The 19,615-nt window shown below is 37.6% G+C and carries 19 protein-coding genes; 14 read left to right on the forward strand and 5 right to left on the reverse strand.

What is annotated here, in order from left to right; all coding sequences use genetic code 11:
* The first annotated feature begins 30 nt into the window (after window positions 1-30).
* The 4 genes from H4J38_RS07805 (at window position 31) to H4J38_RS07820 (ending at window position 1,718) form a co-directional block, all read left to right on the forward strand.
* On the forward strand, window positions 31-600 hold the full coding sequence (locus tag H4J38_RS07805; RefSeq protein ID WP_182131119.1) for a DUF3087 family protein: 570 nt from the start codon (window positions 31-33) through the stop codon (window positions 598-600).
* Between the two features lie 22 nt (window positions 601-622).
* On the forward strand, window positions 623-1,009 hold the full coding sequence (locus H4J38_RS07810) for a VOC family protein (RefSeq protein ID WP_182131121.1): 387 nt from the start codon (window positions 623-625) through the stop codon (window positions 1,007-1,009).
* A gap of 149 nt (window positions 1,010-1,158) precedes the next feature.
* Window positions 1,159-1,419 carry a DUF5062 family protein gene (locus tag H4J38_RS07815; protein ID WP_182131123.1) on the forward strand — a complete coding sequence of 87 codons (261 nt, stop codon included), beginning with the start codon at window positions 1,159-1,161 and terminating at the stop codon, window positions 1,417-1,419.
* Window positions 1,420-1,517: 98 nt separating this feature from the next.
* On the forward strand, window positions 1,518-1,718 hold the full coding sequence (locus H4J38_RS07820; RefSeq protein ID WP_182131125.1) for a DUF2986 domain-containing protein: 201 nt from the start codon (window positions 1,518-1,520) through the stop codon (window positions 1,716-1,718).
* A gap of 75 nt (window positions 1,719-1,793) precedes the next feature.
* On the opposite strand, the gene tnpA is transcribed toward H4J38_RS07820, so the two are convergent.
* Window positions 1,794-2,135 carry an IS200/IS605 family transposase gene (gene tnpA, locus H4J38_RS07825; RefSeq protein ID WP_220465476.1) on the reverse strand — a complete coding sequence of 114 codons (342 nt, stop codon included), beginning with the start codon at window positions 2,133-2,135 and terminating at the stop codon, window positions 1,794-1,796.
* A 92-nt stretch (window positions 2,136-2,227) separates the two neighbouring features.
* Between tnpA and H4J38_RS07830 the strand changes: the two genes are divergently transcribed.
* Both H4J38_RS07830 and H4J38_RS07835 read left to right on the forward strand, forming a co-directional pair.
* Window positions 2,228-3,478, forward strand: coding sequence for an RNA-guided endonuclease TnpB family protein (locus tag H4J38_RS07830; protein WP_182131127.1), 1,251 nt, complete (start codon window positions 2,228-2,230; stop codon window positions 3,476-3,478).
* Window positions 3,479-3,515: 37 nt separating this feature from the next.
* Window positions 3,516-4,028, forward strand: coding sequence for an AAA family ATPase (locus tag H4J38_RS07835; RefSeq protein ID WP_182131129.1), 513 nt, complete (start codon window positions 3,516-3,518; stop codon window positions 4,026-4,028).
* A gap of 465 nt (window positions 4,029-4,493) precedes the next feature.
* Here the strand turns inward: H4J38_RS07835 and H4J38_RS07840 are convergent, their stop codons facing one another.
* Complete coding sequence (locus H4J38_RS07840; RefSeq protein WP_259365441.1) at window positions 4,494-6,485, reverse strand: methyl-accepting chemotaxis protein; 1,992 nt, start codon at window positions 6,483-6,485, stop codon at window positions 4,494-4,496.
* A gap of 557 nt (window positions 6,486-7,042) precedes the next feature.
* Window positions 7,043-7,852, reverse strand: coding sequence for a crotonase/enoyl-CoA hydratase family protein (locus H4J38_RS07845; RefSeq protein WP_182131131.1), 810 nt, complete (start codon window positions 7,850-7,852; stop codon window positions 7,043-7,045).
* Window positions 7,853-8,064: 212 nt separating this feature from the next.
* On the opposite strand from H4J38_RS07845, the gene H4J38_RS07850 reads away from it, so the two are divergent.
* The 6 genes from H4J38_RS07850 (at window position 8,065) to H4J38_RS07875 (ending at window position 15,685) form a co-directional block, all read left to right on the forward strand.
* Window positions 8,065-9,111, forward strand: a complete 1,047-nt coding sequence (locus H4J38_RS07850; RefSeq protein ID WP_404842600.1) for an isoaspartyl peptidase/L-asparaginase family protein — start codon at window positions 8,065-8,067, stop codon at window positions 9,109-9,111.
* Window positions 9,104-9,625, forward strand: a complete 522-nt coding sequence (locus H4J38_RS07855; protein ID WP_182131133.1) for a CreA family protein — start codon at window positions 9,104-9,106, stop codon at window positions 9,623-9,625. Before H4J38_RS07850 ends, H4J38_RS07855 begins: the two co-directional genes overlap by 8 nt.
* 129 nt (window positions 9,626-9,754) lie before the next feature.
* The gene (locus H4J38_RS07860; protein WP_182131135.1) at window positions 9,755-10,537 is read left to right on the forward strand and encodes a hypothetical protein; all 783 of its coding nucleotides are present in this window, start codon (window positions 9,755-9,757) and stop codon (window positions 10,535-10,537) included.
* A gap of 145 nt (window positions 10,538-10,682) precedes the next feature.
* A complete protein-coding gene (locus H4J38_RS07865; protein ID WP_182131137.1) occupies window positions 10,683-11,102 on the forward strand; it encodes a CBS domain-containing protein in 420 nt (139 codons plus the stop codon).
* A 214-nt stretch (window positions 11,103-11,316) separates the two neighbouring features.
* Window positions 11,317-15,303 carry an ATP-dependent RNA helicase HrpA gene (hrpA, locus tag H4J38_RS07870; RefSeq protein WP_220465477.1) on the forward strand — a complete coding sequence of 1,329 codons (3,987 nt, stop codon included), beginning with the start codon at window positions 11,317-11,319 and terminating at the stop codon, window positions 15,301-15,303.
* An 82-nt stretch (window positions 15,304-15,385) separates the two neighbouring features.
* Window positions 15,386-15,685: a PilZ domain-containing protein gene (locus H4J38_RS07875; RefSeq protein ID WP_182131139.1), complete on the forward strand. Its 300-nt coding sequence runs from the start codon at window positions 15,386-15,388 to the stop codon at window positions 15,683-15,685.
* Window positions 15,686-15,759: 74 nt separating this feature from the next.
* On the opposite strand, the gene H4J38_RS07880 is transcribed toward H4J38_RS07875, so the two are convergent.
* On the reverse strand, window positions 15,760-16,950 hold the full coding sequence (locus H4J38_RS07880; RefSeq protein WP_182131141.1) for a class I SAM-dependent methyltransferase: 1,191 nt from the start codon (window positions 16,948-16,950) through the stop codon (window positions 15,760-15,762).
* Between the two features lie 158 nt (window positions 16,951-17,108).
* On the opposite strand from H4J38_RS07880, the gene H4J38_RS07885 reads away from it, so the two are divergent.
* Window positions 17,109-17,378: an acylphosphatase gene (locus H4J38_RS07885; RefSeq protein WP_182131143.1), complete on the forward strand. Its 270-nt coding sequence runs from the start codon at window positions 17,109-17,111 to the stop codon at window positions 17,376-17,378.
* Between the two features lie 96 nt (window positions 17,379-17,474).
* Window positions 17,475-18,443, forward strand: a complete 969-nt coding sequence (locus H4J38_RS07890) for an NAD(P)H-quinone oxidoreductase (RefSeq protein ID WP_182131145.1) — start codon at window positions 17,475-17,477, stop codon at window positions 18,441-18,443.
* Window positions 18,444-18,664: 221 nt separating this feature from the next.
* On the opposite strand, the gene H4J38_RS07895 is transcribed toward H4J38_RS07890, so the two are convergent.
* On the reverse strand, window positions 18,665-19,402 hold the full coding sequence (locus H4J38_RS07895) for a PEP-CTERM sorting domain-containing protein (protein WP_182131147.1): 738 nt from the start codon (window positions 19,400-19,402) through the stop codon (window positions 18,665-18,667).
* Between the last annotated feature and the right edge of the window lie 213 nt (window positions 19,403-19,615).

Raw genomic sequence — 19,615 nt, forward strand, 5'->3', positions numbered from 1 at the left:
TTTATTGAAAATATAGAAGTAAGTTGAGAAATGAAGTTAAAAGACATTCAAAAACCCGTTTATCGTAAACATCTGAATATTATTATTGTTGGCTTTATTGCCAGTTTACTCATCTTAGCTTTGGCATATGGGCAAAGTTTGATCATGCTGTTTGCTGATAGCGCGAAATTAATGGCTGACCCAGCTAATGTGGCTGCGGGTGAAATAGCAAATGAAGTTTCGGCGACAGAAAGTAATTTTAGATATAATTTTTTCGGCGTATTATTGGCGTTATTAACCTGTGTTTTTGCCTTGCACCGATTACGCTTTAGTGGTTTTTTCAGTGAAGTGTATTATGTTTGGCAAATTAAGCAGCAGCAAAATGCGATATATCGTAAATTGAAAAAAATCAAAACTGCAGCGACAAATGACGATGTAAATGCCTTAGTTATTTTGAATTTTTATTATGCTAGTTTAAAGCAAATTTATTTATTAGATGACAATACACTAACAATGTCTAAACTCAATACTGACATTAGTGAATTGAACACACGAATCGAAAATCTACATTTAACCATATCAACCGACCAGTTTGATAAATCAATGTTGGCTGATTATTAAAAATTAATATGAGGGATTTGCCATGATAGGTTACGTTACTTTAGGCACCAATAATTTAGACCGAGCGGTAGCATTTTATGATGAGCTATTTGCCACCATCGGCGCAGGACGATTTCTAGAAACAGAACAATTTGTTGCTTGGTGTAAGTCACCAGAATCTCCGGGCGTTTCAGTCACTAAACCCTTTGACGGTCAGCCAGCAACAGTGGGCAATGGTGTTATGGTCGCTATCATGCTTGACTCAACTGATGAAGTAGACGCCTTTTACCAAAAAGCCATAGAGCTAGGCGCAACATGCGAAGGCGCACCTGGCCCACGTGGTGAAATGGATGGTTTTTATGCCGGTTACTTTAGAGATTTAGACGGCAATAAGCTTAATGCCTTTCGTGTTGATATGTCGGCAGCATAAATCTTAATATGAGTATTTGTGTGCTTAAAGCAGCAATATCAAGTTTGAAGAAAATGATCACTAATGCTCAGGTTTAAACCACAAGATTAAACCACAAGATTAAACCTGAGCTAGTTATAAAATAAATATAATAGGAAAGAACACTCGAAATGAAGAAGTTAAAAAATGAAGCAGAATTATTGAAAAAAGCCATTGTTATTGGTGAGGGTTATGCGAAAAACCGGGGTTATAAAGGTTTTTCAGGCACTAATGCTGCGAAGGAAAAAATTGAAAGTTTATATCGTTTACTCGTCAATGATAAACTTATTCAGCCTTTGCCAAAAGATGGTGAAGACCTAGCAAGCATGAAGCATAAGTTAGCGTTATGGATTGCCAAACAACTACCGGCAGATCATCCTTTACTTAAATAGCCCAACACCTGAGCGATTAACTAAACATAGAATTCACGACAACTAGCGGGTTGAATTAGTCCGCAGTTCTAAGTAATTAAGAGAAGAATACTCGTTATATGAACCGTAAAAAGAAAATTAACCAAACCTTAAAATCTAAGCTTAAAAAAATGAATGCTAAATTGCAAAATTCGAGCAAGCCTAAATACGTATCAAAGGCTGAACGTGCCGCTATTGCAGCAAAAGAAGCTGAAGCTAATTTAGCTGAAGACTCGGATGAATGTAATACGGATAGCATTTCTAATAGCGAAACAAAATAAGGACTAATTTATCTAATCTGTCGAGAAAACCCCGTGATCCGAGCGGAGCGAAAGTCGCGGGGATGAATCGATATACTAACCTTGTTCTTGGATGTACTTTCGAATTGTTTCGGCAGAAGCGTTTCCGACTGAACAGACAAAATATCCGTCAGACCAAAACGTTTTTTTAAACCAAAACTGCCTTTTTAGAGCAGGATATTTCTGCCAAACTAGCTTGTTAGTTTGTTGCTTAATCCTTCTCACATGCTGACCGACAGCGTATTTTGGTGATATCCTCAAAAGGATATGGATATGATCTTTGTCAATTTCAATTTCCTCAACAGAAAAGTCTGATACTTCGGAAATACCTAAAACAGATGCCTTAATAAATTCTCCCATGCCTCCAATAAGTAGGGGGTTTTCGGTATTTAACGACAAGAATTAAATGCAGGGCAATTAGATACTTACAATGTGAGTTACTTTGACATTCCACTTGACAACCTCTTCTTATACAGTAGTCTATACAGTATATGAAAAAGACGCTCAGATACAATTACAGGCTTAAACCTACAGCAGAACAGGAAGCTAAACTTATCGAGTTTGGCTCGTATGCTCGTGGATTGTGGAATCTGTTGTTGTCTGAAAATATGCGTCGTTATCGGTATGATAAGACCTTTTTATTTTACCACGAAATGGCTGGATTGATCCGTGATTTAAAAAAGTTTGAAGAATTCATATGGCTAAAAGCCTTTGATTCTGCCGCCTCTCAACAAGTGGCGCGAGATTTAGAAACAGCTTTAAAGAACTCGTTCAGCAAAGGTCGTTTGCAGAAATTTCCTACATTCAAAGTCACCTTTAAGCAGAAAAAACTCCACGATGATAGTTTTCGGTGCGTTAATAATTCTAATTGTATCCGAATTGAAAAAGGCAATGTTAGTCTCCCAAAAATCGGCAAAGTGCCTATTGTTCTACATCGTAAATTAGTCAGTAAAATCAAGACGGCTACCGTCCAATTAAAGCATGGTAAGTGGTACATTTCACTGACTCAAGAAGTTGAATGTAAGAGCGCAAAACAAGTGGTTTCGTCACTTGTGGGTTATGACATAAACAGCCAGCATACGGTTGTTGGCTCTGATGGTCGGTACGAAAAAAACCCAAAGTTTTTAAAGAAGTCAGCTATACAATTAAAGCAAATCCAAGTCCAGTTGAGTCGGAGAAATAAAGGCTCAAAGCGCTGGCAAAAATCAAAAACACGTTTAAATAAACTTCACGGAAAAATCTCTCGCCAACGATTAGCGTTCGCTCACTTATTGTCATTTTCGATAGCCAAGACCAGTGATATCATAGTGTTTGAGGATTTAAACGTGAAGGGAATGCAGCAGTTTAACGGTCAGATGGTTAATGATAACGTGATGGGTTTAATTACGAATTTAACCAAATACAAGGCTGAATTAAATGGCGCTGTGTATCATGAGATTGGACGTTTTGTGAAGTCTTCAGGCATTTGTCACGAATGCCAACATCAACATAAGTTCGATTTAAGCGTGCGTGAATTCACCTGTGAAGCCTGTGGAGTGCTACAGTGCCGAGATTTAGCGGCAGCTAAATCGGTAGCAGATACAGGCGAAAAAGATTTAATGGCGAGTGGAATAGTTGCCAGGGCTTTGCCCAAATTTCAGCAGAAATCACCTTCTAAAACGAAAGTCTTTGAACGATCAAAGTTTGGTGTGGGATCTGAGAAAAAAGAAGCAGCCCAGTTTAGGTTTGCAGAAGCCCCGTGATCAGAGCGAAGCGAAAGTCGCGGGGTAGTTCACTACTATGTCGGAAGCGAGTAACAAGGTTAAAAGAATTGTGATTTTTGGCAATTCTGCATCAGGTAAATCTACCTTGGCAAAAACACTCGCTGAACAACATCGACTTGCCCATTTAGATTTAGACACCTTAGCATGGCTTCCAATCACAGAAAATTCACCCATGCCGCAGCGTCAAAGTGTCGGTGTTTCTGTTAGCGAAATAGACAGTTTTATTAAGCAGAATAACGAATGGGTGATAGAAGGTTGTTACAGTGATTTACTTATCCGCACGCTAGAAAAGTGCAGCGAAATTATATTCTTAAATCTACCGATTGAACTTTGTATCAATAACGCAAAAAATCGTCCATGGGAACCCCATAAATATAAAACCAAAGCCGATCAAGATGCTAATCTAGCTATACTAGTTGATTGGATCTCGCAATATGAATATCGCACTGATACTTTTTCAAAAGCTGCACATCAAAAGCTATATGATGAGTTTAAAGGTAATAAATTCATATATATAGATAATCAGTAGATATCGTCTACCTGTCTTAATATATTGTTGTGTCATTACTTATACTGACCTAGCAAAGCGGTCGTAAATATTGTTGATTACTGAGGTGACAGTGGGCACATTACGGTCGTTATTGGTATTTGAATTGATGATCACTTTGTTCATATTGCAGACATTAACTTCAAATTCCAGAAGTATGTTGACCTATAACATGAGTATAAATTTGAGTGGTTTTAAGGTTATTGTGCTTCAATAGTTATTGTACAATTAAGTATAATTCACCAACATCGAAAGACAACATAGTCGTTAATTCAGGCTAGAGTGATGAACGACTAGCTTTCGTAGGTATGAGGGAATAAATTAATCTAAAAGAGAAGTCATTTTTATAATGATTTACCAAAAATACCGAGGCTTATCACTTCAAATAAAAAACCAGTATATATGCTTAAAATATACTGGCTCATCATGCAATACTAAGACTAAGTGTTAACTTCTGACTTTAAAACGACCAACTAAATTTGTTAAATCTTTTGATAAAATAAGTAAGTCATTCGAACCATCGGCCAATGTATCAGCAGTATTAACAATACCTTTTGCTGATTGATTAATGCCACTAATATTGTCGTTGATCAAGTCTGATGAACTGCACTGTTGATCTGCGGCTTGAGTAATACGTGAAATATTTTCCTTCATTTGTCCAACTAAAGAACTTATTTCGTTAAATGATTGGTTTGCTTGTTCAATTTTTTCGATAGTCTGTTTCGATTGGTCGACATTAACGCCCATTTGTTGAGAAACAACACGTGTTTTTTCCAGCAAGTTCATCAGTACGGTATCAATTTCTTCAGTAGCGCCTCGCGAGCGTTGCGCTAGTGTTCTCACTTCATCTGCGACTACAGCAAAACCTCGCCCTTGTTCACCAGCTCTTGCCGCTTCAATAGCCGCATTAAGTGCTAACAGATTAGTTTGCTCAGCAATGCTCCTAATAACATCTAATATTTTTGTAATATTCTCGCTTTCCAGTTCAAGTGACTTCATCGATTGAGATGATTCACTTAACGATTCATTTAATAAGCTCACTTCACTTACCGTGACTGAGATTAAAGAAATTCCCTTTTTCGAATACTCTTCAGTTTTCATAATCGTGGTTGAGCTGTCTTGGCAGTCGTTTGATGTTTGATGTGCGATATCTGCCATAGTTGCGATAAGGTTATTAACATTATCTATAGATTCTTCTTGTTGATGGCTCACTGCTTTTACATCAGCAATTTGTATACCCGATTCATTAGCCGCCATATTCAATGTCGATGCACAGGTTTTAATATCAACAACAAGCTGATGAATTGAATCTAAGAATTGATTAAACCATTGAGCCAACTCACTCACTTCATCTTTACCAATAATCTCTAATCGCTTAGTTAAATTTCCATCACCTTGTGCAATATCACGTAACCCTTCAGCAACACGGTTAATCGGCTGAACTATACGATTGGCTAACCAAAATCCTATGGCAATAAATAATGTAACCATTATTAAGGCAATCACGGTAATGGTCTGACTCATACTATAAGCAGGTGCGAAAATTTCATCGCTATGAATAACACCAATAAAGCGCCACTTTAATGCTTTTGAATAATAACTAGCAACATTAACACCTGCACCTAAGTGCTCTGTAGAAAAATGATGTAAATCTGGCGTTTTTTGTAATATAGAAAATAATGGTGAGGAAAGATCTTTAATATTTTTGAAGTTATTCTCTGGTGTTTTTGCATCAGCTAATACGGTTCCTGAATCATCAATAAGAATGAGGTAACCGCTTTCACCTAGTTTTGTATTACTCAATATATCCGTTAAGGTTGAAAGGGTCACATCTAGACCTTGTACACCGACAATATCACCTTGGTTATTTTTAACCACTAACGCAGAAGTTACTACGGGTTTTCCTATGACATCTTGATATGCTTCAGTAATAATTGGCCCGTCGGGAGAAGCTAATGCCTGTTTATACCAAGGACGTTGTCTTGGATCATAACCTCCAAGCTCTTCCAATGGATATTGAACAAAACCACCATCTTTAGTACCTGTGTAAACGTAAAGTAAATCTGGGTGTGAAGTACCAAATTCTTCATACAGCTTATATAAAGCTAATTCTTCGGCAGAGTCATTTTTCGGCTCCATCATATGGTCAGAGTCAATATAAGTATGAGTATTATCAGGAAGTTGACTGGTCAATTTATTTTCAGCTAAAAATTTCACGTTAGCTTTAATTTGTTGAAAAAACAGTTGAAAGCCGTTGTCTACTTGTCTTAATTCACTCTGAGTGCGTTCCACAAAACTTGTTGAAGACTTGGAGATTGTCATTGAAATACTAACAATCGCGATAGCAATAATGGGTAAAATAACTGTAGCTGCAAAACTCAAGGTTAATTTAGAGCGAATATTCATAGAATGTCGATAACTAGCGGTAAATGTAATCATAATATAACTGAGAGTAACGCTGAGACCAAGCTCCTTTTACTGGATTTTTATATCGATATAACACGATAAAGTTTACTAACAAAGTAAATTCGATCATCTCTCTATGGCTATGCTGTTTTTTGGTATGGGTATTTGATAATTCAAATTATAATGCCGCTTATATTCACGTTTGATCTGGATATTCTTGGTCATTTCCCAAAGATCTAAATCAAGTCAAATATTTAAGTCCATATCAATACCTTTTGTTTATAGCTAACTAACAATAAGTTTAAACAGAAAAAGTTGGTTGTTTCACTCCGTTCACAATTCTTGTTACTTAACGTGGCGTTATCGATAGAATATCTGATCCGAAGTATTGCTTACTAAATATTCGTTAATGTCTCGAATGTGGCATTAGCTATCGGTAAAGTCAGTTAGTCTAATGACTATAATATCGGAAAATAGACGCTTCGTTTAAGCTCTTGCAGACACCAAACTTTGGTTGAACCACATTATAAAACAGCGATATTATTCGGAACGCTAATGCACAATCATTACTGATCTAAATAGTGTCTAATCTACCATTTCTTACGCGTTAAAAATGGCTTGTGCTGTTCAACGTCATGAGTTTGGTTATAAATCTTTCGATGCACATTCTTACCTATTAAAATTCTAATCTGGTAATAAGATTCTCGAAACAGCGCCAAACCTTTACTGCCTTTCCAGCTTTTGTTATACAACCTTTTATTTGCCGCTATCGCATCTGGAGATTGTGATATTAAGGAAAGGGCGAGAGTTTGTGCATCGGCTAGTGGTGTTGTTGTTATTTCGGTCACTAAATTTAAGGCTAATGCTTGTTGGCCAGTAAACATTTCTGCTGTCATGGCTAACTTTTTCGCTTGATCTATCGCCATAAGGTCGCGCAGTGCTATTGTGCCACCCATATCAGGTATTAATCCCCACTTACCTTCAAGAATAGAGAGAGAGCTGTCAGGTGTAGCAAATCTAAAGTCTGCACCTAAGGCTATTTGCAAACCACCTCCCCAACAGCGGCCGTGAATAGCACAAATAACAGGTACAGGAATAGCTTGCCAACCGGTTGAAACCACTTGCGCTAAGTTAGATCGCCAAGGTAAAACCTTAAACAGTAGTTTTAGCATGTTCATTGGCGATTTCATGATGGATTTTACATCTAAGCCGGAACAAAAATCGTCACCATTACCTGATACGATAACTGCACGAATTTCACGGTTTTTACGCAATGTTTTAATGGTGCTACGAATGGCAATAAACATCGGCATATCTAGCGCATTAAGCTTGTCAGCGCGATTGAGTTTTACGTGGGCGATGTTATTTGTGATCTCTACACTTACGCGTTGTTCTGTCATGCAAGTCCTTAGCGTTATAAGCGATTGGCCTATAAAGATAATATAATGGTATGACCAGTACCATAGCGAAAGAGGTTATTAATGTCTACATTGAGTGGGCTTTGTAAGCGCTGAAAGCTTGTAAATACCGATAATTTATCGCACATTGTATTTATAGCGATTAAAAATACAATTATAGCGTCAAAACCACATAAAAATAACGGCAAAATTATATGAAAAATAAAATTACTTTATCGACGATCTTAACACTAGCAAGCGCACAACTATTTATGCTTGATGCGGCGCAAGCTCATCAAGAGCAAGCTTTCGCTATCGCCATACATGGCGGTGCAGGTACGATAAATAAAAGTAAAATGACCAAAGAAAAACGTAATGCTTACGAGAGCAAGCTTAAACAAGCGCGTGACACGGGTTATGCCATGTTAGCTGATGGAAAATCTAGCCAAGCGGCTGTTATTGCCGCTATTCAAATATTAGAGAACTCGCCATTGTTCAATGCTGGCAAAGGCGCTGTTTACACTTTTGATGGTGAGCATGAGCTTGATGCGTCAATTATGAATGGTAAAACCTTAAATGCCGGCGCAGTATCAGGTGTGAAAACAGTAAAAAGCCCCATAGCGTTAGCTGAAGCTGTGATGGAAAAATCAGTTCATGTCATGCTTAGTGGTGAAGGTGCTGAAGTTTTTGCAAAACAACAAGGCTTAGAAAGTGTTGAAAACAGTTTTTTTGATACCGATGCGAGATACCAGTCGTTATTAAAAGCGAAAAAGCAGCTGGCAGAGAAAGAAAAAGCACTGAAAGATTTTCAAGCCGCACATAAAACACTGAATAATGAATATAAATTTGGTACCGTTGGAGCCGTAGCGCTTGATAAAACAGGTACTATAACCGCTGGTACTAGTACGGGCGGTATGACAGCTAAACGTTTTGGTCGTATTGGCGATGCGCCTATTATAGGAGCAGGAACATACGCGAATAATGACAGCTGTGCTGTTTCAGCTACTGGTCATGGCGAATACTTTATTCGCTATCATGTAGCCGCAGACATTTGTGCGCGCATGCAATACCAAGGTATTAGTCTTGAAAAAGCGGCTGATGTTGTTATAAATGATGTTTTAGTTAAAGCGGGCGGCTCTGGCGGAGTTATTGCTATAGATGTAGCGGGTAACATTGCGATGCCATTTAATAGCACGGGTATGTATCGTGCGAGCAAATCGTCAAATGGTGAAGAATTTGTTGGAATATTTAAAGATGATTAAAAAACGTAGAAAGCTAATAATAGCGCCAAAAAAATTACTAACCTCTAAAACTTGTCTAGGTTTAGTCTTTGGCTTAGTGCTTGTGGGTTGTTCAGATGATGTGGGTAAAGTCAGCTTAGGGCTATTTACCACTAAAGACGTGGTTATCAAAGCTAATCAAGACCCTATTTTAACGGGAGTAACATGCCATATTAGCCATGTAGAAGCAGATTTAGACTTTTCTGATCCCTCTGATATGAGTATAGCCTGTCGACAAACGGGTGAAATAACAGCTGAACATCTTGCACAAATTGATCGCTCAAAGAATGGTGAAGTAGTCTTTAAAGAGTCAAAAAGCATTTTATTTAAAAGCTTAAAAGTTAGACGTATTTATGATGCGGAAAATAAAACTCTTATTTATCTGTCTTATTCAACGAAAGAGTCGTCGGGCAGTCATCATCATTCATTATCAACGGTGCCTTTATATAATACTAAGGCTTGGCAATGGGCATTGGCTCAAAATGTTAAAAACTAATTATTAACCTGATGATGATTTAGCACAACCTGTTTGTTATAAACCCTATTCGCTTTTGGCATTACTCACCGTATTTTAATTTACGGCATATAAGGCAAAAAGCTATAGATTTAAAAAGTAGTAAAAATTATGTTGGCAAAACTGTTTAGCCCGAAAGCAATTATTGACGAGAACACCAAAAATTGGATACTCGATACTTTTGCATGGGCGATTGAAAATTTTGATATTAATGTTCTTAAAGATGACACACGCTTAATACTACCGACCAATGAGTTTTATCCTGGTACGGTTACCAGTGTTGAAGAAATGGCTCAAGCGATGTTTATCAACACAAAAAATTATGCCGGTATGCAAAAATGGCCGATAGAACTTACCTCCGCTACGCCGACCTCAGCTACCGCCATTGAAGATTTAAGTTTAGGAGAGATTATTCGTGGTGAACATGCTGAAGTTGATGTCAGCATGAGTAATGCGCCATTAATGTTAGGATTTACGCCAAACCAAGTGAATCAACCACAAGATTTAATTGCCGGTATTAGCCAAGCTCTTGCCAGTATTTTGGTGGTTTCAAATAAAGTATTGCCGCCTGGCGGTAAAGAATATTTACCACAAGCAATAGATCTTGTTGCCTGTTTTATGGGCTTTGGCGTTATTTTCGCCAACACTGCATACCAATTTAGAGGTGGCTGCGGCTCATGTAATAATGCCAGTTTAAACCGCAAAGCAGCATTAACTGAACCTGAAACTTTATATGCATTAGCACTGTTTTGCGTACTGAAAAAAGAACCTATGAAAAATGTTAAAGGTCATTTAAAGTCACATTTGAAAAAAGATTTTGTCAGAGCTTACAAAAGTATTGAGCAATCGCTTTCATCGACTACACAACCGGCATTATTAGCTTTGGTAAGTTAATAGATTGAATAAGCTATAAAATTGAAAAATTTTTTTGTAAATGGATGATTTATTTGCAAATGCGTCTACAGTTAATGATATATAAAAAAATCATGTGTAATCAGTACTTGGGTATAAGTTTTATTTAAATTTTTAGGGATCCACTATGGAATCATTACAAGTAAAAGAATATATGAACCATTATCCAGTGACTTTCACGCCAGATATGGTGGTAGAAGAAGCAGCGCTGCGGTTTTTAAAAACCAAGCAAATTGGTGGTCCTGTCATCGATAAAAATAATCAATTAATTGGCTTTTTATCTGAAAGCGATGTTTTATCTAAAATGATTGAAACTATTTACTATAACGAGCATATTGCTGATGTTGCCGATTTAATGCGCAAAGATGTTTTAACGGTTAAGCCTTATGACAGTGTTATTGAGCTAGGTCAGCAAATGCTGAAAAATAAACCTAAGGTATATCCTGTTGTTGACGATGACGAAAATTTACTTGGCACAATATCTCGCAATGATGTGCTGCGCGCTATCGACCTACATTTACGTTCAGGTTATAAAAAAGTTAAATAAATTCAATTACCTAATGAACGATTTTAATTTTAAAAAGAATAAAGCGTTAACCTTAGTTAGCGCTTGAATTTTACCTTTGTCTAATCTTGATATATTAGGCTCTGAAAAATAATCCAACAAATAGTAAAAACGGACTCTTTCAAAGAGTATACGTATTCATTTGCCCTTGCTTACCTGCTAATATAGCTTTTTTGTTATCTGTTTTGAGTCTCTTTTGTCCACTGTAATCCTCGCTAATGCTACTGCTGCTATAAAAACCCATAAAAACGTCACGTTAAAGTCACTTTTTGATCTTTTAGAACGAGTGAAATTATCCGATAAAGCGCGGATTAGAAAACGCCTATTGGCCGTTAAAAAAATAACTGATCAAAGTAAGCAAGAAAAAGCCTTACAGCCAATAGCGGTATCGATTCAGCAATCAATAGAAAATAAACAACTTCGACTCGCTAACGCTCCTAAAGTGAGTTACCCAGAAGGATTACCGGTTTCACAAAATGTAGATGTTATTGCCAAAGCGATTAAAGAAAACCAAGTGCTTATTATTGCTGGTGAAACTGGCTCAGGTAAAACTACTCAAATTCCGAAAATATGCATACAGCTTGGTCGTGGAATTGACGGTATTATTGGTCATACTCAGCCTCGCCGTATTGCAGCAAGAACGGTAGCAAACCGAATAGCAGACGAGCTTAATACCAAGTTAGGTGACGCGGTAGGTTATAAAGTTCGCTTTAACGATCAAGTGGGTCCACAAAGTTATATCAAACTAATGACCGACGGTATTTTACTTGCAGAGATGCAAAAAGATCGCTTGTTACGCCAATACGACACCTTAATTATTGATGAAGCGCATGAGCGCAGTTTAAATATCGATTTTATTCTCGGTTATTTACGCCAAATTTTACCTAAACGTCCTGATTTAAAAGTGATTATTACCTCGGCAACCATTGACCCTGAAAAGTTTGCCCAACATTTTGCCAGTGCCACAGGTGTTCCAGCGCCAATTATCGAAGTTTCAGGCAGAACATTCCCTGTTGAAATGCGTTATCGCCCACTGAACGAGTTAAACGAAGGTAGTGACGGCGATGCTGATATTATTTCTGGCATTCTCAATGCGGTTGATGAATTAGGAGCAGATGATAGTGGCGATATTTTAGTCTTTCTCAATGGTGAACGAGAAATTCGAGATACCGCGCGGGCGCTAGAAAAAGCCAATTTACGCCATACCAATGTATTACCGTTATATTCTCGATTAACCGTTGCCGAGCAAAACTTAATATTTAAACCGCATAATGGTCGTAATATTGTTTTAGCCACCAACGTTGCTGAAACGAGTTTAACTGTGCCGGGCATTAAATATGTTATTGACCCAGGCACGGCGAGAATTTCTCGCTATAGTTACCGTACTAAAGTGCAGCGTTTGCCGATAGAGCCTATTTCACAAGCCAGCGCAAATCAGCGAGCGGGTCGTTGTGGCCGTGTATCATCAGGCGTTTGTATTCGCCTTTATGCTGAAGAAGACTTTTTAAATCGCCCCGAATTCACCGACCCTGAAATACTTCGCACTAATTTAGCGACCGTTATATTGCAGATGTTGGCCTTAGATTTAGGCGAAATTGCCAACTTTCCGTTTGTACAACCACCAGATAATCGCAATATTAATGACGGTGTTAAATTATTAGAAGAATTGGCAGCGATAGATGCCAACTCAAATCAGGTGAAATTAACGCCGATAGGTCGCTCGTTATCTAAATTTCCTATTGATCCGCGTTTAGCAAAAATGATTTTAACCGCGGCAGACTTAGGTTGTATTGAACAAATATTTATTATTGTTAGTGCCTTAAGTATTCAAGACCCACGCGAACGTCCACATGAGAAGCAACAAGCAGCAGATGAAAAACATGGGCGTTTCAAAAACAAACAATCAGATTTTGTTAGCTTATTAAAACTGTGGAATTATGTTGAAGAACAGCAAAAGCTTCTCACCAATAATCAATTTCGCCGTTTGTGTCAGAAAGAGTTTTTGTCTTATGTGCGTATTCGAGAGTGGCAAGACATTTACAGTCAGCTAACGCATTCTTTGCGTGAGCTAAAAATTCCGATGAGCCGTATCGAATTAGACTTGTCTGAAGAGGCTGAAAAGGATGCTTCTAATCCGAATTTAGATATTGTGCATCAAGCTATTTTGTCAGGATTGCTAAGTCACTTAGGCCAACAAGATGAAAATCGAGAATATAAAGGTGCTCGCGGCAGTAAATTCTTTATCTTCCCAGGCTCAGCCCTCGCTAAAAAATCACCAAAATGGTTAATGGCGGCAGAGTTAGTTGAAACTAGCCGTTTATTCGCGCGTATGGCAGCGAAAATTGATCCGCTATGGATTGAGCCCTTAGCTCCGCATTTAGTTAAACGTAGCTACAGTGAGCCACATTGGGAGAAAAAGCAGGGCGCGGTGATGGCGTTTGAACAAGTTTCTCTTTATGGACTGATTATTGTCGGTAAGCGTAGTGTTAATTTTAATAACATTGAGCCAGAAACCTGTCGTGAAATTTTTATCCGTGAAGCTTTAGTTAACGGCGAAAGTACGATTAAAGAAGCATTTTTAAAAGAAAATCGCCAACTGGTTGACGAAATTGAAGTTTTAGAGCAAAAAGCTCGACGCAGAGACTTCTTGATTGAAGAACAGCAGTTAGTTGATTTTTATAATGAAAAACTGCCAGAAAGCGCTATTTGCCAACGTAGTTTTTTAGCTTGGTGGAAAAAACAAAAACAATCTGATGCCAAGTTATTAAACTTTACCAAAGCCTTTTTGTTAAAAGAAAACGCGGTTAAGTTATCGGCGAATGAATACCCTGAAACCTGGCAACAAGGCAGTTTGACCTTACCCCTGAGTTATCACTTTAATCCTGGCGATGCTGATGACGGTATTAGTGTCATGATTCCGGTAGGCATATTAAACCAAGTAGAAAATACAGGTTTTGATTGGTTAATTCCTGCCTTACGACTTGAGCTAATTACAGCATTGATCAGAAGTTTACCTAAATCATTAAGGCGTAACTTTGTGCCCGCGCCGAACTACGCTGAAGCATGTTTAGCGGCAATAACTCACGCAGACATAGTGTTAACGGCAGCACTTGAAAAACAGTTATTAAGAATGACCGGCGTTCGGTTACCTGAAAACGCTTGGCAAGGCGCAGAGCTCGTGCCACATTTATTAATGAATTTTAAAATTGTTAATGAAAACGGCAAGTTACTTAAAGAAGGACGTAATCTTGATGATTTGAAAGACAGCTTACAAGGTAGGGTGCAAGCATCAATTAAAAAGGTCGCTGATAAAGGTATTGAACGCAGCGATATTGCTCAATGGGATTTTAAAAATTTACCCAAAAGCTACGAAAAGAAAGTCGCCAATATTACTATTAAGGCATTTCCAGCTTTAGTAGATAAAAATAAGTCAGTAGCAATTGAGCTATTTGAACATGAAAGTTTAGCAGAACAAGCCATGCTTGATGGTGTTAGTCGACTTATATTACTCAACATACCTTCGCCACTAAAGTACTTGCAGGAGAAGTTACCTAATAAAGCTAAATTAGGGCTGTATTTTAATCCATTTGGCTCGATAAACGATTTGTTAGATGATTGCATTGTTGCGGGCTGTCAATTCTTAGTCAACGAATATGGTGACTTACCACGAGCAAAAACAGAGTTTGATGCTTGTAAAGAACATGTACGCGCCGAAATTGCTGATTGTGTATTAAGTGCTGCAATTAAAGTCGAGCGAGTATTAAGTTTGGCGCATGATGTACGTAAAAAAATGAAAGGCAAAATGTCGTTAAATGTTGTGCAATCACATGGCGATATTAAAAGCCAATTAGAGACCCTCGTTTTTAAAGGCTTTATCACTAAAGCAGGTTATCAACGCTTAGATGATATTGCTCGATATTTAACGGCCATGCTAAGACGCTTAGAAAAATTACAAATAGACCCAAATCAAGACCGGCTGAAAATGATAGAAGTTGAAAAGGTACAAAAAGCATTAGACAGCGTTGTTGCTCAACAACCCAAAGGTCAGCCTTTGAATAAAGCATTAGCGCAAGGTTTTTGGATGGTTGAAGAGTTGCGTGTTTCACTTTTTGCGCAAAATTTAAAAACGCCGTTTCCAACCTCAGCTAAGCGAATATTGAATTACCTGAAAGAATATGCATAATTTTAATACAATGATTTGACAGTTATCGTTACGATGAGTATAAATAAAAGTGTACTAACTATAAAAACACATTGGAGTAGTAATGGTTAATTACGATGATAAGCGCAACTTTTATCGCATGATGTTAAACAGTGAAGTAACAGTGACCATTATTGATGATGAGGCAAATAGTAAAATTTCAGCTACCTGCCGTGATTTGAGTGCAACAGGGATCGCTATTGAGATGGAACACCCTCTCGAAATGAGTACGGCGGTGCGTATACGCGTTCAGTCAGCCAACAATGCTGTACAACCTCTTGACGCTAAAGGAAAAGTGGTCAGGGTGAAGGAAGAGAGCGCAAACTGTTATTTAATTGGTGTTAATATTACTGAGATTGATTAAGTTATTATCAGTGGCAATACCCTAGCTGTAGCTAGAAAAAACATACTAGCTACAACCGTGATTATTTAAGTAAGTTATTCAACCTGACAAACAAGGCCTTTTAGGTAATAACCTTCTGGGTAGTTTGACGACACTGGGTGATCAGCCGCTTGGTGTAACCTATCTACAAAATAAGCATTTCTTTTTGCATCTAATGCCGCATCAGCAACCACTTTTTGAAATAAGTTTGATTCCATTAACCCTGAGCAAGAAAAAGTTAACAAGGTGCCATTAGGGTTAAGTAGTTGCATTGCTAACATATTGATATCTTTATAGCCGCGACAAGCACCCGTGAGTTGAGCTTTTGACTCAACAAATTTAGGTGGGTCGAGAATAATCATATCAAAGGTTCGTTTTTCTTCACGGTATTGACGCAATAATTTAAACACATCCGCTTTAACAAAAGAGATATTTTTATCGCCTAAATTATTAAGCTCAACGTTTTTCTGAGCTAGATCGAGTGCTGATTCAGAAACATCAACATTGATCACTTCTTTAGCTCCACCTGCCGCACAATGCAGGGCAAAAGTACCGGTATAAGAGAAACAGTTTAATACACTCTTATCTTTGGCATATATGCCGGCAGCAAGACGTGACTCGCGTTGATCTAAATAGAAACCAGTTTTATGGCCTTTGGCAACATCAACATGAATTTTAATTCCGTGTTCTTCAATAATACATTCGGTTGACTCTTGAGGCTCTGTTAACCAACCTGTTACCGGCTCTAAGCCTTCTTTTTTACGAACGTCAACATCTGAACGCTCATAGATATGACAACCCGGATAAAGCGCTTTAAGACACTCAACTAAGGTATAACGATGAAAGTCTGCACCGGCGCTAAGTAATTGGCAAACAATAAAGTCGTCGTATTTATCTATGGTGATACCAGGAAGCCCATCAGACTCACCAGCAATAAGTCGGTAGCCCGTTAAACCGCCTTTTTCAATAAACCAATCACGTCTTTTTTGCGCACTTAACAATTTATTACGAAAAAAACTACTATCAATTTCTTCATCAATATCAAAACTCCAAACACGAATTCTAATTTGAGATTCAGGAGAATATGCGCCTTTAGCAAGCCAGTTTCCTTTGTTGTCAAAGACATCAACCGTGTCACCAAGTAAAGGGTTACCTTTAATTTTGTTGATCGCTTGTGAAAAAATCCAAGGATGTTTTCGGCGTAATGATTTCTCACGAGCAACTTTTAAATAAATTCTTGCTGACATAGGCCTATACTTATAATTAACAATAATAATTGCGCGAGTTTAGTCAATGCTAGACTAGGGTGCAATGTTCTATGTTAACTATTTTTCATTTCACCAGTTGGCCGGTAATGAAAGTTATAAATAACAATAACAATAAGCGCATATTAAGGTGGAATATTATGAATGTAAGTTACATGGCACATGTGAAAGGCAAGGTTCAAGGCGTTTATTTCCGGGCCTCTAGTCAGCAAGTTGCTATTGAATATAGTTTAAGCGGGTATGCGCGTAATTTAACTGACGGTGATGTTGAAGTGCTAATGTGTGGTGAAGAGCACAACATAGAGAAAATGATTAAATGGCTTGAACAAGGCCCTCCAGAAGCAGAGGTGGAAAATGTTGATGTTAAGCAAGTGCCGTGGCAAGAACATCATTTTTTTGCGATTAGCTAAGTATTTTCACCTTGATATAAAATTTATCACTTTGGTATTTGAGGCTAAATAAGGCAAACTATTCATTATAAAACCCGTGGATAAAAAGGAAGTAAATTGCGTTATATAGCTATAAGTGAACAACAGCAGTTAAGTTTTGACGAAATTGAAAAACCAGTAATAGCCGATGATGAATGTTTAATCAAAGTCAGGACTATTGGGGTTAATCGCGCTGATATTTTACAAAAACAAGGTTTGTATCCTGCTCCGGCAGGTGAGTCTCCTATATTAGGTATTGAGGCTTGTGGCGAGCTTGTTGGCGTTGGTGATAATCAAGCGAACTGGAATGTTGGTGATAAAGTTTTCGCTATTGTTCCAGGTGGTGCATACGCAGAGTTCGTTAAAGTTAAAACAGAGCACTTAATAAAACTTCCTGAAAATTTAACCTATGCACAAGGCGCGGCAATAGCAGAAGTGTTTTTAACTGCTTATCAGTGCTTGTTTACGATAGCCGAGTTAAAACCTAATGCTAAGGTGCTGATTCATGCAGGTGCCAGCGGTGTTGGCACAGCAGCTATACAATTAGCCAAATCTATTAACTGTCATGTTAGCGTAACCGTTAGCAGTGATGAAAAAGCGGCAGCGTGTAAAGCCCTAGGGGCAGATGAAGCGATAAACTATCAACAAACTGACTTTGTTAGCTGGGCAAAAGAAAATAAACACAGTTTTGACGTTATTTTAGATGTTGTAGCGGGTGAATATGTTAATAAAAATATTAATGTTTGTGCGCTAGATGGTCATATCGTTATGTTGTCAATGCTGGGCGGAAGGTTTGCTGAAAATATTGATGTGGCTAAAATGCTTATCAAACGAGTCAATATTCATGCGACTACCTTGCGTAGTCGTAGTAATGAATATAAAACCAAACTGATTAACGCCTTTATTCACAATTTTTACCAGTGCCTTGAACAAGGAACACTAACACCTGTTATATATCAACAGTACTCATGGTTTGATGTGGAAATTGCCCATCAAGTGATGGGCAATAATGAGAATGTAGGTAAGCTTATTTTGAATGTAGAATGAGTACATTATTGAATGATAGTTAAAATTTAGCAGGTGTAAATTGATAGAGCTTAAGTTGAGGGAATTAAATTAAGAGTGCAATTATATATTTAAATACTGAAACCCTGAGGTACTTTCTGGGGTATTCGCTGTGGTAATCATAAGCAAAGAGCCTAAGAAGTAAAAAGCCCAAGATGTTATGCAACATCTTGGGCTTTTTTTTACATTGATAAACTACGGTATTACGAGTTTTTTACCGTTGAACGCTTTCTAGCAACTAAGCCTAACATTGCTAAAGCAAGTAACATGATAGTTTGTGGCTCAGGTACAGTAACAGGAGGACAATTTTGTTGGCATACTTCGATAAGGCCACCGAAAAAAGTTAAATGCGATAAACCTTTATCATTAGGTGTCGACCAACTACCACTTGTGACTGTTTTCGCTAAGTTAAGACAAGCTAATGTAAATGTAGATGGACTACATGCATTGGTAGCTTCTATTGTATTATCAACTAGCCAAAATAAGTTAAAACCACCACCACTATTGCCACCGCCGGCAGCTTTAGCTGTCCAAAAGCGTATGCCAGGAGAACCACCAGTATAACTCCAGTTGCTATTTTTATCTTCTTCTGAAAGTCCATTATCTCCATCAAAAGTCCACTGACTTTGTTGTGCATTGTAATTGGTACTTGCAGTGAATGTTGGGGAATTTGAATTATTATTAGTATCAAACTTTGCAATAACATTTGCTAAATAGACTTTATCAACTCCAAATTCACCGATAGCTACTTTACAAGTATCAAATGAACTAACACCAGGATCTTGGAAATACTCATTATTGCAATCATTATCGCCAGCAAAGAAGTGGCTCATGAGTATGTCAGTTGGCGTAACGCTAGCAAAGCTTGGCAATGCCAGCAATAAGCAACAGCTTGTAAATAAAACTTTTATGTAAGCAGTAATACGTTTATTAATGTTCACTTGATGTCCTTGTTTCAAAAGTATCTTAATATTTGTTAATTTGCAAAAAACATACCACATTGATTTATCTGATATAAAACAATGTGTTATTAAGTTTTGGTAAGCGTGAGTTTTAAATAGTGTAAAATAATCCGACACTTTATTTAAATTTAGATTAATTATTCATATTTTAAATTGCATTCTATCAGGATAAATGAGGATAATGTAAAGATA

The organism is Colwellia sp. BRX10-3, from assembly GCF_014077505.1.
Taxonomy (GTDB): domain Bacteria; phylum Pseudomonadota; class Gammaproteobacteria; order Enterobacterales; family Alteromonadaceae; genus Cognaticolwellia.

Coding starts and splice junctions, on each gene's coding strand:
- H4J38_RS07845 (WP_182131131.1), bottom strand. CDS start 7,852: ATGACAGAACAACGCGTAAGTGTAGAGATCACAAATAACATCGCCCAC.
- H4J38_RS07810 (WP_182131121.1), top strand. CDS start 623: ATGATAGGTTACGTTACTTTAGGCACCAATAATTTAGACCGAGCGGTA.
- H4J38_RS07875 (WP_182131139.1), top strand. CDS start 15,386: ATGGTTAATTACGATGATAAGCGCAACTTTTATCGCATGATGTTAAAC.
- H4J38_RS07885 (WP_182131143.1), top strand. CDS start 17,109: ATGAATGTAAGTTACATGGCACATGTGAAAGGCAAGGTTCAAGGCGTT.
- H4J38_RS07865 (WP_182131137.1), top strand. CDS start 10,683: ATGGAATCATTACAAGTAAAAGAATATATGAACCATTATCCAGTGACT.
- H4J38_RS07850 (WP_404842600.1), top strand. CDS start 8,065: ATGAAAAATAAAATTACTTTATCGACGATCTTAACACTAGCAAGCGCA.
- H4J38_RS07855 (WP_182131133.1), top strand. CDS start 9,104: ATGATTAAAAAACGTAGAAAGCTAATAATAGCGCCAAAAAAATTACTA.
- H4J38_RS07860 (WP_182131135.1), top strand. CDS start 9,755: ATGTTGGCAAAACTGTTTAGCCCGAAAGCAATTATTGACGAGAACACC.
- H4J38_RS07805 (WP_182131119.1), top strand. CDS start 31: ATGAAGTTAAAAGACATTCAAAAACCCGTTTATCGTAAACATCTGAAT.
- H4J38_RS07820 (WP_182131125.1), top strand. CDS start 1,518: ATGAACCGTAAAAAGAAAATTAACCAAACCTTAAAATCTAAGCTTAAA.
- H4J38_RS07880 (WP_182131141.1), bottom strand. CDS start 16,950: ATGTCAGCAAGAATTTATTTAAAAGTTGCTCGTGAGAAATCATTACGC.
- H4J38_RS07830 (WP_182131127.1), top strand. CDS start 2,228: ATGAAAAAGACGCTCAGATACAATTACAGGCTTAAACCTACAGCAGAA.
- H4J38_RS07815 (WP_182131123.1), top strand. CDS start 1,159: ATGAAGAAGTTAAAAAATGAAGCAGAATTATTGAAAAAAGCCATTGTT.
- H4J38_RS07840 (WP_259365441.1), bottom strand. CDS start 6,485: ATGATTACATTTACCGCTAGTTATCGACATTCTATGAATATTCGCTCT.
- H4J38_RS07835 (WP_182131129.1), top strand. CDS start 3,516: ATGTCGGAAGCGAGTAACAAGGTTAAAAGAATTGTGATTTTTGGCAAT.